This window comes from Nonomuraea sp. NPDC003804, assembly GCF_040610675.1.
Classification (GTDB): Bacteria; Actinomycetota; Actinomycetes; order Streptosporangiales; family Streptosporangiaceae; genus Nonomuraea.
Genome location: NZ_JBEXMT010000006.1, coordinates 60,795 through 76,972 on the forward strand (window position 1 = coordinate 60,795; position 16,178 = coordinate 76,972).

The 16,178-nt window shown below is 70.5% G+C and carries 17 protein-coding genes; 2 read left to right on the forward strand and 15 right to left on the reverse strand.

Annotation, left to right across the window (positions count from 1 at the left end):
- Window positions 1-23: 23 nt before the first annotated feature.
- The gene (locus tag ABZX22_RS09880; RefSeq protein WP_354907243.1) at window positions 24-1,013 is read right to left on the reverse strand and encodes an alpha/beta hydrolase-fold protein; all 990 of its coding nucleotides are present in this window, start codon (window positions 1,011-1,013) and stop codon (window positions 24-26) included.
- A 35-nt stretch (window positions 1,014-1,048) separates the two neighbouring features.
- Between ABZX22_RS09880 and ABZX22_RS09885 the strand changes: the two genes are divergently transcribed.
- Window positions 1,049-1,975 carry an aldo/keto reductase gene (locus tag ABZX22_RS09885; RefSeq protein WP_354907244.1) on the forward strand — a complete coding sequence of 309 codons (927 nt, stop codon included), beginning with the start codon at window positions 1,049-1,051 and terminating at the stop codon, window positions 1,973-1,975.
- A 79-nt stretch (window positions 1,976-2,054) separates the two neighbouring features.
- Here ABZX22_RS09885 and ABZX22_RS09890 read toward each other — a convergent pair whose 3' ends face one another.
- The 6 genes from ABZX22_RS09890 to ABZX22_RS09915 all read right to left on the reverse strand — a co-directional run bounded on the left by ABZX22_RS09890 (window position 2,055) and on the right by ABZX22_RS09915 (window position 8,310).
- On the reverse strand, window positions 2,055-3,656 hold the full coding sequence (locus ABZX22_RS09890; RefSeq protein ID WP_354907245.1) for a cation acetate symporter: 1,602 nt from the start codon (window positions 3,654-3,656) through the stop codon (window positions 2,055-2,057).
- Window positions 3,653-3,943 carry a DUF485 domain-containing protein gene (locus ABZX22_RS09895; RefSeq protein ID WP_354907500.1) on the reverse strand — a complete coding sequence of 97 codons (291 nt, stop codon included), beginning with the start codon at window positions 3,941-3,943 and terminating at the stop codon, window positions 3,653-3,655. The genes ABZX22_RS09890 and ABZX22_RS09895 overlap by 4 nt, the downstream gene beginning before the upstream one ends.
- A gap of 214 nt (window positions 3,944-4,157) precedes the next feature.
- Window positions 4,158-4,979 (reverse strand): carbohydrate ABC transporter permease, encoded by an 822-nt coding sequence (locus tag ABZX22_RS09900; RefSeq protein ID WP_354907246.1) that lies wholly within the window; start codon window positions 4,977-4,979, stop codon window positions 4,158-4,160.
- A complete protein-coding gene (locus tag ABZX22_RS09905) occupies window positions 4,976-5,866 on the reverse strand; it encodes a sugar ABC transporter permease (RefSeq protein WP_354907248.1) in 891 nt (296 codons plus the stop codon). The genes ABZX22_RS09900 and ABZX22_RS09905 overlap by 4 nt, the downstream gene beginning before the upstream one ends.
- Window positions 5,863-7,116 carry a sugar ABC transporter substrate-binding protein gene (locus ABZX22_RS09910; protein WP_354907249.1) on the reverse strand — a complete coding sequence of 418 codons (1,254 nt, stop codon included), beginning with the start codon at window positions 7,114-7,116 and terminating at the stop codon, window positions 5,863-5,865. Before ABZX22_RS09910 ends, ABZX22_RS09905 begins: the two co-directional genes overlap by 4 nt.
- Window positions 7,117-7,146: 30 nt before the next feature.
- The gene (locus ABZX22_RS09915; RefSeq protein ID WP_354907250.1) at window positions 7,147-8,310 is read right to left on the reverse strand and encodes a PLP-dependent aspartate aminotransferase family protein; all 1,164 of its coding nucleotides are present in this window, start codon (window positions 8,308-8,310) and stop codon (window positions 7,147-7,149) included.
- Between the two features lie 10 nt (window positions 8,311-8,320).
- Between ABZX22_RS09915 and ABZX22_RS09920 the strand changes: the two genes are divergently transcribed.
- The gene (locus ABZX22_RS09920) at window positions 8,321-9,343 is read left to right on the forward strand and encodes a LacI family DNA-binding transcriptional regulator (RefSeq protein WP_354907252.1); all 1,023 of its coding nucleotides are present in this window, start codon (window positions 8,321-8,323) and stop codon (window positions 9,341-9,343) included.
- Here ABZX22_RS09920 and ABZX22_RS09925 read toward each other — a convergent pair.
- From ABZX22_RS09925 to ABZX22_RS09960, 8 genes are all read right to left on the reverse strand, one after another.
- The gene (locus ABZX22_RS09925; protein ID WP_354907501.1) at window positions 9,303-10,766 is read right to left on the reverse strand and encodes a cation acetate symporter; all 1,464 of its coding nucleotides are present in this window, start codon (window positions 10,764-10,766) and stop codon (window positions 9,303-9,305) included. The genes ABZX22_RS09920 and ABZX22_RS09925 overlap by 41 nt on opposite strands.
- A gap of 58 nt (window positions 10,767-10,824) precedes the next feature.
- Window positions 10,825-11,187, reverse strand: a complete 363-nt coding sequence (locus ABZX22_RS09930) for a hypothetical protein (RefSeq protein WP_354907253.1) — start codon at window positions 11,185-11,187, stop codon at window positions 10,825-10,827.
- Window positions 11,184-11,921: a LytTR family DNA-binding domain-containing protein gene (locus ABZX22_RS09935; RefSeq protein WP_354907502.1), complete on the reverse strand. Its 738-nt coding sequence runs from the start codon at window positions 11,919-11,921 to the stop codon at window positions 11,184-11,186. Before ABZX22_RS09935 ends, ABZX22_RS09930 begins: the two co-directional genes overlap by 4 nt.
- Before the next feature lie 159 nt (window positions 11,922-12,080).
- Window positions 12,081-13,259 carry a histidine kinase gene (locus tag ABZX22_RS09940; protein WP_354907254.1) on the reverse strand — a complete coding sequence of 393 codons (1,179 nt, stop codon included), beginning with the start codon at window positions 13,257-13,259 and terminating at the stop codon, window positions 12,081-12,083.
- A 127-nt stretch (window positions 13,260-13,386) separates the two neighbouring features.
- Window positions 13,387-13,788, reverse strand: a complete 402-nt coding sequence (locus ABZX22_RS09945; protein ID WP_354907256.1) for an HIT family protein — start codon at window positions 13,786-13,788, stop codon at window positions 13,387-13,389.
- A complete protein-coding gene (locus ABZX22_RS09950) occupies window positions 13,785-14,933 on the reverse strand; it encodes an acyl-CoA dehydrogenase family protein (RefSeq protein WP_354907257.1) in 1,149 nt (382 codons plus the stop codon). The genes ABZX22_RS09945 and ABZX22_RS09950 overlap by 4 nt, the downstream gene beginning before the upstream one ends.
- A complete protein-coding gene (locus ABZX22_RS09955) occupies window positions 14,933-15,445 on the reverse strand; it encodes a MaoC family dehydratase (protein ID WP_354907258.1) in 513 nt (170 codons plus the stop codon). The genes ABZX22_RS09950 and ABZX22_RS09955 overlap by 1 nt, the downstream gene beginning before the upstream one ends.
- A gap of 15 nt (window positions 15,446-15,460) precedes the next feature.
- Window positions 15,461-16,174 carry a DUF1838 family protein gene (locus ABZX22_RS09960; protein ID WP_354907259.1) on the reverse strand — a complete coding sequence of 238 codons (714 nt, stop codon included), beginning with the start codon at window positions 16,172-16,174 and terminating at the stop codon, window positions 15,461-15,463.
- Window positions 16,175-16,178 lie beyond the last annotated feature (4 nt).

The window sequence follows — 16,178 nt, forward strand, 5'->3', positions numbered from 1 at the left end:
CTGGACACGGCGAGCGACAGGGCTCAGCGAGCGCCGATAGCGCGCATCAGCAGCGGGAAGGCACGGTGCAGTTCCCGCTGCCAGTGCGCGTGATCGTGCCTGCCAGGGTAGAAGTGCGTCCGCGCGGGGATGCCGAGCTCGTCGAGCCGGGCGGCGAACGCCTTGGCCGCCTTGCCCGCCAGGTGCTCGGCGGGGTCCTGCCAGAACTCCGCCGTGCCCGAGGCGACGTACAGCGTCACGCCCCTGAGCCTGCCGGCCTGGTCGTAGGGGTTGTGCGCGCGCCAGATGTCGCGCTGGGCGTCGGGGTCGCCCCAGATCCGCTTCCAGTCGGTGCCGAAGCAGCCGACCGTGGTGCCCGCCATCACCGCCTGCGGTACTCCCTGCTCCAGGATGTGGACGGCGCCGCTGAAGGAGGCCGCCGCCTGGAAGTGGCCCGCGGCGGCGTACAGCATCGCGCCCTGCCCGCCCATCGAGTACCCGGCGATGGCGCGTTGCCTGCCCGCGCGGTAGCGGGACTCCAGCAACGGCAGCAGCTCCTTCAGGTGGTAGGTGGCCCAGCGGGGGGCGCCGCCCGCGCCGCCGTTCCACCAGTCGGAGTAGCTGCCGCACCTGCCGCCGTCGGGCATGACCACGATGACGCCGGTGTCCCTGGTCAGCCGGTCGACGTCGGTCCTGGCGGTCCACGAGGTGTAGCTGTCGAGGCCGCCGTGCAGCAGCCACAGCACCGGCCACGTGCGGTCGGCGTCGCGCGACCAGCCCTCGGGCAGCAGCAGCCGGACCCTGGTGGTGGCCTCCAGCGCCGCGGACTCGATCGTCAGCTCCATGCGCCGCTCGTCGAGCCGCTGCTCGGTGACCCTGCCGATCCCGGCGGAGGCCTCCGGTACGGCGGGCGTGCTCGGCGCCGGCCGTTCGGGTGGTCGCCGGGCACCGCCGAGGAGCACGCCCGCCGCGACCACGACGGTCAGGACGGCAAGGACGATCAGGCCGCCCGCCACCATGACCCGGCCCGCCATCCGGCCTCCTTATGAGACCCGCGCATAATAGCCCGGTGAGAACGATCAGCACCACGGCCCTGTCCGTGTTCCCTCTTTGCCTGGGCACCAACACCTTCGGCTGGACCGCCGACCGGGAGGCGTCCTTCGCGATCCTCGACGCCTACGTGGCGGCGGGCGGCAACTTCATCGACACCGCGGACGTGTATCCGAGCTGGGCGACGGGCGAGCCCACTTCGGAGATCATCATCGGCGAGTGGATGGCCGAGCGCGGCAACCGCGACTCGATCGTGCTGGCCACGAAGGTGGGCATGCTGGCCGGTTTCCAGGGCCTGTCGCCCGCCACCGTCCGCACCGCCGTCGAGAACTCGCTGCGCCGCCTGCGCACCGACCGCATCGACCTGTACTGGGCGCACGTCGACGACCGTGACACCCCGCTGGCCGACACGCTGGCCGCCTTCGACGCGCTGGTGCGCGAGGGCAAGGTGCGCTACCTCGGCGCGTCCAACTACGAGGCGCCCCGCCTGGCCGAGGCGCTGCGCGTCTCCGACGAGGAGGGGCTGGCCCGGTACGTGGCGCTGCAGCAGCACTACAACCTCGTGGAGCGCGGCTACGAGGGCGAGCTGCGCGATGTCGTGGCGCGCGAGGGCCTGTCGAGCACGCCGTGGGCGGGCCTGGCCCGGGGCTTCCTGACCGGCAAGTACACGCCCGGGGCGGTCGTCGACAGCCCGCGCGCCGAGAGGGCCGGGGAGTACCTGAACACCGAGCGGGGACCGCGCGTGCTGGAGGCGCTGGCCACCGTGGCCGCCGGCCGGGGCGTCGAGCAGGCGTCGGTGGCGCTGGCCTGGCTGCTCGCGCAGCCGACCGTCGCCGCTCCGCTGGCAGGCGTGCGGGAGGCGGCCCAGCTCAAGCCGCTGCTGGACGCCGTCGAGCTGCGGCTGAGCGGCGAGGAGCTGGCCCTGCTGGACGCGGCCTCCCGCTGAAGCGCTCCGGCCGTACCGCGGCCGCCCGCATGACGGAGGGCCCGGCTCCCTGAGGAGCCGGGCCCTGGCGGCGGGAGGGTCAGTGCTGGACCGCCTTCTCGGCACCGACGCCGGTCAGAGAGCGGACCTCGATCTCGGCGTACTTGGCGGCGTTGTACTCCTTGCTCAGCACGGTGCCGAGCCAGCCGAAGAAGAAGCCGAGCGGGATCGAGATGATGCCCGGGTTCGACAGCGGGAACCAGGCGAAGTTCGCGTCCTTGAACAGCGCGGTCGCCGAACCCGACACGACCGGCGAGAAGACCACCAGGATGAGGGCGGAGATCAGGCCGCCGTAGATGGCCGAGACCGCGCCGGCCGTGTTGAACCTCTTCCAGAACAGGCTGTAGAGGATCGCCGGCAGGTTGCCCGAGGCGGCCACCGCGAAGGCGAGGGCGACCAGGAAGGCGACGTTCTGTCCCTGGGCCAGGATGCCGAGGCCGATGGCGATGGCGCCGATGACGAACGCCGACAGCCGGGCCACCACGACCTCCTCGCGCTCGGTCGCCTTGCCGTGCTTGAACACGTGGGCGTACAGGTCGTGGGCGAAGCTGGAGGAGGAGGCGAGCGTCAGGCCCGCGACCACCGCCAGGATGGTGGCGAAGGCCACGGCGCCGATGAGGGCGAGCAGGATGGTGCCGCCGACGGGGCCGAAGATGGCCTGCCCGATCCGCTCGGCGAGCATCGGGGCGGCGGTGTTGCCCGCCTTGTCGCCCGCGGTGATGGCCTTGCTGCCGACGATGGCGGCGGCGCCGAAGCCGAGGACGAGCGTCAGCAGGTAGAAGGTGCCGATGATGCCGATGCCCCACAGGACCGACTTGCGGGCGTCCTTGGCGGTCGGGACGGTGTAGAAGCGGATGAGGATGTGCGGCAGGCCCGCGGTGCCCAGGACGAGTGCGAGGCCGAGGCTGATCAGGTCGATCTTGCCGGCCAGGCCCTGCGCCTCGGTGCCGTACTTCAGGCCGGGCTTGAGGAAGGCCTCGCCCTTGCCGCTCTGCGCGGCGGCGTCGCCCAGCAGCGCCGAGAGGTTGAAGCCGAACTTGCCCAGCACCAGCACCGTCACCAGGGCCGCGCCGCCCATCAGCAGGACGGCCTTGACGATCTGGACCCAGGTGGTGCCCTTCATGCCGCCGATCACCACGTAGATGATCATCAGGGCGCCGACGCCGACGATCGTCCAGACCTTGCCCTGGGGCGAGTGGATGTCGAGCAGCAGGCCGACCAGCGCGCCCGCGCCCACCATCTGGGCCAGCAGGTAGAAGATGCTGACCACGATGGTGGACACGCCCGCCGCGGTGCGCACCGGGCGGGGGCTCATCCTGAAGGCCAGCACGTCGGCCATGGTGAACTTGCCCGAGTTGCGCATGAGCTCGGCCACCAGCAGCAGCGCGACCAGCCACGCCACCAGGAAGCCGATCGAGTAGAGGAAGCCGTCGTAGCCCGACAGGGCGATGATGCCCGCGATGCCGAGGAAGGAGGCGGCCGACATGTAGTCGCCGCCGATGGCCAGGCCGTTCTGGAAGCCGCTGAAGGACCGGCCGCCGGCGTAGTAGTCGGCGGCGGTCTTGGTCTGGCGGCTGGCCCAGAAGGTGATGCCCAGCGTGACGACGACGAAGGTGAGGAACAGGATGGCGGAGAGGTTCATTGGATCTTCTCCTCGACCTCGTGGCGGAGCTTGTCGGCGATGGGGTCGAGCTTCCTCTCCGCATGCTTGGCGTAGGCCCACGCGATCCAGAACGTGGAGACGAACTGGAGCAGACCGAAGATCAACGCGACGTTGACGTTGCCGAAGAGCTTCATGCCCATGAAGTCGCGCGCCCAGGCCGACAGCACCACGTACAGCAGGTACCACGCCAGGAACGCCACCGTCATGGGGAAGGTCCACGCCCTGAAGCGCCGCCTCAGCTCCTGGAACTCACCGCTGGCCTGCATCTGTTCGTAGACCGATGTGTCATGTTCTCTGGTAGTCACGGCTCAACGCCCTCCGGGTGTGATGCGGATCACGCACAAGGTAAGAGGGGAAGCTACCGTTCGTGGAGGGGGCGGGTCCGGCCGTTCGGCGAGGCGCGCCGCCGCGGCGGCCAACTGGCGGCCACTTGCGGTGAAAGGTCTGATTTGCGGGTTGAGCGGTCGCGTGCCCGCTCCGTCAGCCCTTCACCGCGCCAGCGGTGAGCCCTTCGACGATGTAGCGGCGGATCGCGGCGAACAGCACCAGCGTCGGGATCACCGACACCACGGTGGCCGCCGCCATCGCACCCCAGTCGATGTCGTACTGGGTGATGAAGGAGTTCATGGCGACGGGGACGGTCTTGGCGTCCTCGCTGTCGATGAACGTGATCGCCAGGAACAGCTCGTTCCACACCTGGACGAAGGCGAAGATGAAGGTGGCCGCCACGCCGGGCAGTATCACCGGGATGATCACCCGCGCCATCGCCTGCAGCCTGGACGCGCCGTCCACCTGCGCCGCCTCCTCCAGCGCCGCGGGCACCCGCTCGTGGAAGCCGCGCATGATGATCGTGCAGAACGGCACCAGCATGGCGACGTAGACGACCATCAGCCCCGGCAGCCGGTTGAGCAGCCCCAGGTCCGACATCAGGAGGTAGAGCGGGCCCAGCGCGATGAACAGCGGGATCATCTGCGTGACCAGGAAGGCCAGCATCAGCGCGCCCCTGCCGGGGAAGTCGAAGCGGGCCAGCACGTAGCCGCCGAACACGCCGATGACGGTCACCACCGCCGCCGACACCAGCGCGACCAGCAGGCTGTTGGCCAGGTAGCGGCCGAAGTCGGCGAAGGAGAACAGCTCAGCGTAGTGCTCCAGGGTGGGCTCCCCCGGCCAGTACCGCAGCGGCATCGAGAAGATCTCGCTCTTGGGCTTGAGCGAGGTGACGACGACCCAGTAGAGCGGGAAGACCGTGATCAGGAGCCAGGCTCCCAGCACGATCGCCTTGGCGGCGCGCCGCGCGATCATCGTGACCTCTCGAAGCGGGTGGCGTTGAGGTAGAAGACGCTGAAGGCCAGCAGGAGGCCGAGGACCAGGAAGCCGACCGCGCCGGCCCTGCCGTAGTCGCCGCCCATGACCTGCTGGATCAGGAAGGTCGTCACGATGTCCGTCGAGCCCGCGGGGCCGCCGCCGGTCATCGAGTAGATGAGGTCGGGGAAGTTCAGGATCCAGATCACCCGCAGCAGCACGATCAGCGCCAGCGTCGGGCGGATGTGCGGCAGCGTCACGTGCCAGAACTGCCGCAGCCTGGAGGCCCCGTCCACGGCGGCCGCCTCGTACAGCTCGCGTGGCACCGACTGGAGCGCCGCCATGATCATGATCGCGAAGAACGTCACGCCGTACCAGACGTTGGCGACGATCACCGACGTCATGGCCCAGCCGGGCGTGGACAGGAAGCCGATGCGGGTGTCGATGATCCCGGTCCGCAGCAGCAGGTCGTTGATCACCCCGAACTGGCCGTTGAACATCCACCGCCACAGCAGCCCGATCAGGAACCCCGACATCGCCCAGGGGAAGAACACCCACGCCTGGTAGAGCCCCCTGCCGCGGAACTGGCGGCGCAGCAGGAGGGCCAGCGCGAAGCCGAGGAAGAACTGGAAGAACAGCGAGACGGCGACCCACGTGCCGGTGTTGCGCAGCGCCGTCCAGAACCTGTCCTCGGCCAGCACGGCCCTGAAGTTGTCCAGCCCGACGAACGGGGTCGAGGTCAGGTCGAACAGGTTGTAGCGCTGGAAGGCGATGACGCTGCCGCGCACCATCGGGTAGTAGGTGAAGAGCGCGACGAAGACGACTCCGGGCAGCAGGCAGAGCGCGATCAGCCCCGCCTTGCGGGTGGTGAAGGCGGGGCGGCTCACGAAGCCTGACCCGCCCAGAACGCGTCCCAGCCCTTCAGCACGTCGGCCACGCTCTTCTTGCCGGTCAGCAGCGCCTGCACGTCACGGTCGGAGTCGACGAGGAACTGGCTCCATCCGGGCGAGTCGACCGGCCTGATCGTGATCACCTGCTTGGGGTCCTGCTGCGCCTCCAGGTAGGCCTTCCAGGCGCCCTGGGAGAACTGCGGGTCCTGCTGCGCGGAGACCGAGATCGGGATGAGCGAGTTGCCCTTGGCGAAGGCGATGCTCTGCTTGGCCTCCGACAGGAACTGCACCAGCTTGACCGCCTCGGCCCGATGGGCGCTGAAGGAGGTGACGCCCCATCCGGCGTAGCCGACGGGCTGGAAGGCGTAGCCGGTGGGGCCCTTGGGGATCGGCGCGGTCGACCAGGCCGTCTGCCCGCTCTCCTCCACCGTCTTGATCACCTCGGGGTCCTGGATCAGCATGCCGGTCACGCCCGAGGTGAAGCCCTGCACCATCTCCGGGTAGCCCCAGGCGACCGAGTCGGGCGGCGAGGCCTCCTTGAAGATCTTCACGAACAGTTCCATGGCCTGGACGGCCTCGGGCGTGGAGAAGATCGTCTTCTTGTCCTTCAGGTAGAAGGACTTCTGCGGGTCCAGCGCCTCGCCGTTGTAGGCGCTGATCATCTGGACGGCGTAGTCGGCGCCGCCCTTGCCGCCCCGGAAGGAGTAGCCGTACCGCTCGCCGGTGGTCATCTTCCTGCCCTCCTGGTAGAGCTCCTCCCAGGTGGCCGGCGGCTTGGTCATGCCCCAGTCGGTGCGGTAGAACAGCGCCCGCTGGTAGAAGCCGTAGGGGATGAGGTACGGCTTGCCGCCCACCTCCACGGCCTTCTTCCTGGCCAGCTCGGTCAGGTCGGTCCAGCCCGCCCACTGGGTGGTGGGCAACTCGGCCAGCCAGCCGTTGTTGGAGAAGGACTTGACCGTGTGGTCGCGCACTTCCAGCACGTCCAGGTCCTTCTTGGTCTGCAGGATCTGGGTGATCTTCTGGTCCGCACTGTCCAAGGGCGGCGAGACGAGCTCCACCTCCACACCGGGGTTGGCCTTCTCGAACTCGGCGAGCAGACCCTTGATCAGTTTGGTCCTGTCGGGGCTGGTCAGGCTCTCGATCATGCGGAGCCTGACCGTGCCGCCGCCATCGGACGAGGAGTCCGAACCGCACGCGGCGATCGTCAGAGTGGCGGCGGCCAGGGCCGCGAGGAGGGGGGTTTTCATGGGGTGCCTCCTGGGTGACAGCGCTGTCACTCAAGCTAGGGGCACAACCCCCTCCAGCGCTAGAGCCAGATCCCCGATGAGTGTGTCGGCCGGCTCCAGACCCACCGACAGGCGCACCAGCCCGACGGGGATGCCCATGGTGGCGCGCACCGACTCCTCGATGGTCAGCGCGGGCGCGATGACCAGGCTCTCGAACCCGCCCCACGACACGCCGATCCTGAAGGCCCTGAGCCCGTCCAGGAAGGCCGCCACCGCCTGCCGGTCGTCGCTGTCGACCTCGAAGCCGAAGACGCTGGAGAAGCCCGACATCTGCCGCGCCGCCAGCTCGTGGTCGGGATGGGAGGGCAGGCCCGGATGGTGGACGGCCCGCACCGCCTCGTGCTTGTCCAGGAAGGCCGCCACGGCCAGGCCGCGCTCCTGGTGGGCGGCCATCCGCACCGGGAGCGTGCGCAACCCCTTGATCACCTTGGCCGCGTCGTGCGGCGACATGGCCGCGCCGTACAGCTGGTACTCCGTCAGCGCGATCGGCCTGATCAGCTCGGCGGAGCCGGCCACCACCCCGCCGACCAGGTCGCTGTGCCCGCCCACGTACTTCGACAACGAGTGGATCACCAGGTCGACGCCCATGGTCAGCGGCTTCTGGAACAGCGGCGTCGACCAGGTGTTGTCCATGACGGAGACCAGCCCGTGGCCCGCGGCCCACCGGGTCACCTCCGCGATGTCCACCAGCCGGTAGCTCATGTAGGACGGCGACTCGAAGTAGAGTACTCGCGTGTTCTCTCTGATAGCGCTGTCAAGACCAGCGGGGTCGCCGACGTGTGTGTGCGTGACGCCGAACTTCTCCAGGTAGCGCAGGAACTGCGTGGTCGGCCCGTAGATCGCGCCGAGCACCAGCACGTGGTCGCCTGCCGACACCAGCGACGAGATGGTCGCCGAGATCGCGCCCATCCCCGAGCCGAAGCACTTGGCCCGCTCGGCTCGCTCCAGCGCGGCCAGCTTGCGCTGCGCGAGATCGACGGTCGGGTTGGTGCCCCGCCAGTAGACGTAGCGCTCGTCCTCGTCCTTGATCGCCTCGGCCAGGTCGCCGACCGTCTCGAAGGTGAACAGGGAGTTCTCGTAGATCGGGGGATTGACGGCGCCGAGCGTCCACGGCGCGTCCTCGCCCAGCCTGCCGCAGATCCAGTCATCGTTCATGGGGGACACTATGACAGAGGGGCGCAAGCCGCCCACCATGGCCGACGTGGCCCGGCACGCGGGGGTGAGCCTGAAGACCGTCTCCCGGGTGGTCAACCAGGAGCCGCACGTCAGCGCCACGCTCCAGCGCAGGGTGCAGGAGGCCATCAACGCGCTCGGCTTCCGCCGTAACGAGGCGGCCAGCCGCCTGGCCAGGGGTGCGGCGATGCTCACGATCGGCCTGGTGATGGAGAACATCTCCAACCAGTTCTACTCCCACCTGGCCGCGGCGGTGGAGCGCGCGGCGGCCGAGCACGAGGCGCTGGTGGTCTTCGGCTCCTACGAGGAACGGCCCGAGCGCGAGCGGATGCTGGTGGAGTCGATGTTCGCGCGCGGCGTCGACTCGCTCATCCTCGTGCCGTCGGCCGGCCGGCACGACTGGCTCGGCGAGCTGGTCGCCGGCGGGCTGCGCGCGGTGTTCGTCGACCGGCTGCCGCCGGGCGTCCCCCACTCCGGCGCGGTGCTGCTCGACGACTTCACGGGCGGGCGCCTGGCCACCGAGCACCTGATGGCGCGCGGGCATCGCAGGATCGCCCTCATCTCCGACGACGAGACGGTCAGCTCGGTGCACGACCGGGCGCGCGGCTACCGCGAGGCGCTCGGCACGCTCGACGAGCGGCTGGTGACGCGCGGCGTGTTCGACCCCTGGCGGGCCGCGCGCGAGGTGGACCGGCTGCTGGCGCTGCCCGACCCGCCCACGGCCTTCTTCGCCACCAACAACAGGGCGGCGATCGGCATCCTGCAGGCGCTGCGGCGGCGGCCCGACAGGCCGGCCTTCGTGGGGTTCGACGACTTCGCCCTGGCCGACGTCTTCGACCCCGGAGTGACCGTGGTGCGGTACGACACGGGGCTGCTCGGCCGTACCGCCGTGGACCTGCTGCTGGGCAGCGGGCCACCCCAGCAGGTGCGGGTGCCGGTCGAGCTGGTGGTGCGCGGCTCGGGCGAGCTGCCCGTCAGGACGAGCGCGGACGCCAGTCGCCGCGGTCCAGGTTGAGGGTCTCGGGCGTGTGCAGCCGCACCATGGTGCGGGCCACGCCCGGGGGCACGTGGTGCGGGGTGAGGAACGACACGGCGATCATCACCACGAAGGCGATCGGCACCGTCCAGGCCGCGGGCTGGGCCAGCAGCGCGCCCACGAGACCGTCGAAGGGGCCGCCGGTGATCTGCGCCATCACCGCCGCGCACGCCAGGCCGCCGCCCACCAGCAGCCCCGCCAGCGCGCCCGTCGACGACAGGCGGCGCCACCAGATGCCCAGCACCAGCAGGGGGCAGAACGAGGAGGCCGCCACGGCGAAGGCCAGCCCCACCACGTCGGCCACCGGCAGGGCCCTGGCCCACACCGCCAGGCCCAGCGGCACCGTCACCGCCAGCAGCGTCGCCAGGCGGAAGGCGCGCACCGCGCCGCCGCCGAGCAGGTCCTGCGCGATCACGCCCGCCACCGACACCGTCAGCCCCGACGACGTCGACAGGAACGCCGCGAACGCGCCCGCGGTGACCAGCGCCGTCAGCAGGTCGCCGAGCGTGCCGCCGATCATCCGCGACGGCAGCGTCAGCACCACCGCGTCCGTGCCGGCCAGGTCGGGCGCGTAGATCCGGCCCAGCCACCCGTAGAGCGCCGGCAGCAGGTAGAAGGCGCCCAGCAGCGACAGCACCACCAGCGTCGTACGGCGCGCCGCCCGCCCGTCAGGGTTGGTGTAGAAGCGCACCAGCACGTGCGGCAGCCCCATCGTGCCGAGGAACGTCGCCAGGATCAGCGAGTAGGTGGAGTACAGCCCGTACTCCTTGGCGCCGGCCAGCGGCAGCTGCCAGTGGGCCGCGTCGTGCGCCGGCAGTCCGGGCGCGCCGCCCGAGCGCCAGGCCAGCAGCAGGAACACCAGCGGGAGCGCGAGCGCGGTCAGCTTCAGCCAGTACTGGAAGGCCTGGACGAAGGTGATCGACCGCATCCCGCCCGACAGCACGTTCACCGCCACGACCAATGCGACCAGCAGCCCGCCCACCCAGCCCGGCGCGCCGGTGATGGCCCGCAGCACGATGCCCGCGCTCTGGAACTGCGGCATCAGGTAGAGCCAGCCGATCAGCACGACCAGCACGCCGGCGGTCCTGCGCACGGCCATCGACTCCAGCCTCGACTCGGCGAAGTCGGGCAGCGTGTAGGCGCCCGAGCGGCGCAGCGGCGCGGAGACCAGGACCAGCAGCACCAGGTATCCGCCGGTCCAGCCGACCGGCAGCCACAGCATGTCGGCGCCGTGGGTGAGGATGAGGCCCGCGATGCCGAGGAAGGAGGCGGCCGACAGGTACTCCCCGCCGATGGCCGAGGCGTTCCACAGCGGGGTCACGGTGCGGGAGGCGACGTAGAAGTCGGAGGTCGTGCGCGAGAGCCGCAGCCCGAACGCCCCGATGAGGATCGCCGCGGCCATCACCAGGCCGACGGCCGCGAGGCTCACCCGACCGTCACCCGCCCCGCGGACGCGCCGTTCACTGCCGCTCGACCAGGTCTTCGAAGTGGCGCTCGTTGCGTTCGGCCTGCCGTACGTAGAGCCAGGCCCCCGCGACGAACAGCGGATAGATCAGCCCCGCCAGCACCGCCCACGGCAGCGGCACGCCGGCCAGCTCGGCCGCGCGCAGCTCGGGCACCAGCAGGAACAGCAGTGGCAGGCCGAGCACCACGCAGGCCAGCACCGTGCAGACGAACAGGGCGAGCCTGAACTGCGTGCGCAGCAGCGAGCGCATGTAGACCTCGCCGAGGCGGGTCTGCTCGTCGATCTCCCTGCTGGCCGGGTAGCGGGGACGGCGGGCGGCGGCGGTGCGCGGGCTGGTGACGGTGACGCGGCCCTTCATCGCTTCGCCTTCCGCAGCAGCAGGTCGCGCAGCTCGCGCGTGTGGCGGCGGCTGACGGGGATCTCGGTCTCGCCCACCCTGACGGTGCACCGGCCCGAGTCGATGTGCAGTTCCTCGATGTGCTTGACGGCGACCAGGTGGCTGCGGTGCACGCGGACGAAGCCCGAGGAGGCCCACCGTTCCTCCAGCGTGGCCAGCGGGATGCGCACCAGATGGCTGCCGCCGGAGGTGTGCAGGCGGGCGTAGTCGCCGTGCGCCTCCACGTAGACCACGTCGGCGGTGGAGACGAACCTGGTCACCCCGCCCAGCTCGACGGGGATCGTGTCGTATTCGGCGTTCTCGGCGGGCACGTCGGACGAGACGCACACCCGCCTGATCGCCTCGGCGAGCCGTTCCGGGCGGACCGGCTTGAGCAGGTAGTCCTCGGCCTTGATCTCGAAGGCGTCGACCGCGTGCTCCTCGTAGGCGGTCACGAACACCACCCGGGGCGGGTCGGCGAAGCGCGACAGCAGCCTGCCCAGCACCACCCCGTCCAGCCCGCGCATCCTGATGTCGAGGAAGACCGCCTCGATCGGCCTGCCCTCGGCCATGGCCCGGTCGAGCAGCCGCAGCGCCGCCGCCCCGTCGCGCGCCGTGGCGACCTCGCCGATCCGGGGATCGGCGCGCAGCAGGTACGCCAGGTCCTCGAGCGCGGGGAGCTCATCGTCCACCGCCAGCACCCGCAGCCCGTTCACGGCTCTCCCTCCGGTCATTTGAGAGTGATGAAACAGACATCAGGCGTCAAGCCTGTCACGACCCGATCACAGGCTCGCGAAATCGTCGCCGGTTCCGCCATGTGTGCGAGGAGGGCCGTACGGCCACCCGCTACCAGGGCCGCGCCTTTACAAAGTAGATCAGCGGGCTGACACCCCGGGGTGGTACTTGGGGACCCTGACGTTGACCTTCGTGCCGGCCCCCTGAGCCGTTTCCACGACGATGCCGTACTCGTCGCCGTAGACCTGGCGCAGCCGCTCGTCGACGTTGGCCAGGCCGACGCCGCCGGCCGCCGGGACGTCGCCGGCCAGGATCCGGCGCAGACGTTCGGGATCCATGCCGAGGCCGTCGTCCTCGACGCTGATGCGGCATTCGGCGCCCGCGTCCTCGGCGATGATCGTGATACGGCCGACGCCGTCCTTGGACTCCAGGCCGTGCCGGACGGCGTTCTCGACCAGGGGCTGCAGGCACAGGAACGGCACGGCGACGGGCAGCACCTCGGGCGCGATCCGCAGCGTGACGCGCAGGTGGTCGCCGAAGCGGGCGCGTTCGAGGATGAGGTAACGGTCGATGGAGCGCAGCTCCTCGGCCAGCGTGGTGAAGTCGCCGTGCCTGCGGAAGCTGTAGCGGGTGAAGTCGGCGAACTCCAGCAGCAGCTCCCTGGCCCGCTCGGGGTCGGTGCGGACGAAGCTGGCGATGGTGGTGAGGGAGTTGTAGATGAAGTGCGGGGAGATCTGGGCGCGCAGCGCCCGCACCTCGGCCTCCATCAGCAGGGTGCGGCTGCGGTCGAGCTCGGCCAGCTCGAGCTGCGAGTCGACCCAGCGGGCCACCTCCTGGGCGGCGCGGACCAGCCCGGCCGAGCTGTGCTCGCCGTAGGCGGCCAGCGAGCCGACCACCCGGTCGTCCGTGGTGAGCGGCACCACCACGGCGTGCCTGATCGGGCACTCGAGCAGCTCGCAGTCGAGGTTGAGCACCTGGGTACGGCCGTCCTTCAGGGTGCCCGCCGCGTGGGCGAACGCCTCGGCCGCGTGGTGCTCGCCCGCGCCGTCGTAGACCAGCAGCCGCTCGCCGTCGGTGATGGCGATCGCCGGGGAGCCGAGCAGCTCGCGCAGGTGCTTGGAGGCCCGCTGCGCCCCCTCCTCCGACAGGCCGGCGCGCAGCGGCGGCGCGGCCAGCGAGGCGGTGTGCAGGGTCTCGAACGTGGCCCGCTCGGCCGGGCCCGAGCCCAGCTCGCGGCGCCCGCGCAGCACCCGCCACAGCACGAGGGCGGGACCGCCCACGAGGAGAGCCAGGAGGAGGGCGACGACCACGGGTTCCACGGCCGGAGCCTACCGCCGTCCCGCCGCCGCGGGGCGCGGCCCGCGGTCCTGGAGGGCGGAGCGGCGGTCCTAGAAGGCGGACCCGCGGTCCTGAAGGGCGGAGCGGCGGGCGCGCGGGGCCGCCCGCTCAGCCGCTCCCCCTGATGGCGGCGGCGTAGGCCGCGGCCTCCTCGTCGGAGTCGTACTTCACGCGCGGCCAGAAGAAGCCGCGCAGCCCGTCCTTCCTGTTGCGCGGCACGATGTGGACGTGCAGGTGGGGGACGCTCTGGCTGATGCGGTTGTTCATCGCCACGAACGTGCCCGCCGCCTCCAGACCCTTCTCCACGGCGCCCGCCAGCTGCTGCACCCGCTCGAAGAAGGGGCCCACCTCGGGCAGGTCGGTCAGCGTTTCGACGTGCTGCCGCGGCACCACCAGCAGGTGCCCCTTGAAGACGGGCCTGGCGTCGAGGAAGGAGACGGCCACCTCGTCGGAGGAGACGACGAAGGCGGCCCGTTCCCCCGCGACGATCTCGCAGAACGGACAGCTCACCAGCCGACCCTCACCGTTCCCTTGAGCAGTTCCCTGGCGATCAGCAGGCGCTGCACGTCGTTGGTGCCCTCGCCGATCGCCATCAGCGGCGCGTCGCGGTAGAGGCGTTCCAGGACGAACTCCTGCGAGTAGCCGTAGCCGCCGTGCACGCGCATGGCCTCCATCGTGACGCGCAGGGCCACCTCCGAGGCGAAGTACTTGGCCATGGCCGCCTCCGCCCTGGCCGACCTGGAGGCCGCCCAGTAGGTCATCAGCCTGGCCGCCTGGATGTCGGTGGCCATGTCGGCGAGCTTGAGCTGGATGGCCTGGAAGTCGCCGATCGGCCTGCCGAACGCCTCCCGCTGCCCCGCGTAGGCGAGCGCGGCGTCGAAGGCGCACTGCGCGACGCCGACCGCGCGGGCGGCGATGTTCACCCTGCCGAGCTCGAGGGCCGACAGCGCCTGCTGCATCCCCCGCCCCTCGACGCCGCCGAGCAACCGGTCGCGGTGCACCCGCACGTCCTCGAGGGTGATCTCGCAGGTCTCGGTGCCCTTGTAGCCGAGCTTGGGCAGGTCGCGGCTGATGGTGTAGCCGGGCGTGCCGGCCTCGACGAGCAGCATCGACATGCCCTTGTGGGCGGGCGTCTCGATCGAGGTCTTCACCAGGACGGGCATCGGGTCGGCGTGACGGGCGTTGGTGATCCAGGTCTTCGCGCCGTTGATCACGTAATGGTCGCCGTCGCGGACCGCGCGGGTGGTGATCCCCTGCAGGTCGGTGCCCGCCCCCGGCTCGGTCAGCGCGATCCCGGTACGGCGGGTGCCGGCGGCCAGGGCGGGCAGGTAACGGTCCTTCTGCTCGGGCGTGCCGTACTGGTCGATCATCCACGCCGACAGCGAGTGGGAGCCGAGCACGCCCGCCACGCCCATCCAGCCGCGGGCGATCTCCTCGAAGACCAGGGCGTAGGAGACGCGGTCGAGCTCGAGGCCGCCGTAGCGGGCCGGGATCGTCATGCCGAACAGGCCGAGCTCCTTGAAGCGCTCGACGATCTCCGCCGGGTAGCGGCCCGACCGCTCCCATTCGCCGGCGACGGGCACGATCTCCTTGTCGACGAACTCTCTCAGGGTGGCGCGGAACAGCTGCTGGTCCTCGTCGAGCTCGAAGTCCATCACATGGGTCCGTTCTTCGCGGTCGGGAAGTGGCCCTTGTCGTGCGGCGCGTCCCGCTTGTAGACCATGACGGTCCGCCGCCACGACATGACCTCGTCGCCGTCCTGGTTGAGGCCGCGGGTGGCGCAGGTGACGATGCCGGCGTAGGGGCGCGACCTCGACTCGCGCTTGTCGAGGACCTTCGACTCGGCGTACAGGGTGTCGCCGACGAACACCGGATGGGTGAGCCTGATCTCGTCCCAGCCGAGGTTCATCATGGCGTTCTGGCTCACGTCGATCACCGACAGGCCGAGCACGATCGCCACGGACAGGCCGGAGTTCACGATGATCTTCCCGGCCGGGGCGCCCGCGGCGAAGTGCGCGTTGAAGTGGTTCTGGTTGGTGTTCATCGTCAGCAGGGTGAACCAGGTGTTGTCCGCCTCGCTGATCGTGCGGCCCAGCGGATGCTGGTAGACGTCGCCGACGACGAAGTCCTCGTAGTACCGGCCGAGGCCGGGTTGGTGCACCGTCACCTGGGCAATCTACGACTAGAACTTTCTTCGGTCAACGAAGGTCGTCCAGCTCGTCTGGTTGGGCGCGCTCCACTCGACGGGCGCGCTGATCGGGCCGAAGAACGCCTCGAGGTTGCCCGGCACCTCGTCGACCTTGGCGCCCCTGCAGTGGTAGACCAGCGCGCCCGGCCGCTGGGCCATCGCCATCCACGGCAGCCACGGCGAGACCCGGCACCACGACAGCGTGCTCGGCACCGAGGGGGCCTTGCCGTCCAGATCGGCCGCGGGGGCGAAGAACTGGAACAGCTCCATGGCCCGGTAGGTGTCGCTGAAGGAGTTGTCGGGATGGTCGGCCACCTTCAGCGGCGACGGGTAGGCCAGCAGGATGTCGGTGTTGAACACGACCGTGTCGCCGAGCCTGGTGGTGGGCACGGTGAAGCCGCGCAACCGCTGGTTGACCGGGTCGTTGTAGACGTGCTGGACGTCGACGGATCGGCTGGTGAAGGGGTTGTCCCAGATGTCGAGGGGCTCACGCGAGACGGGGTCGAGGTAGGCCGCCGCCTCCCTGGTCAGCAGCTCCCAGCCGCCGTCGCCCTCCACCGCCCGCGCCACGTTGACACCCTCGAAGCCGAACAGGTGACGGGGCCCGTCGTCGGGCAGATAGGCGTAGACGTCGCCGGTCCACCAGGTCACCGTCTCCGCCCCGTCGGCGCTGGCCCGTACGCGCATGAACTCCCGGAGATCGCTCATGCGC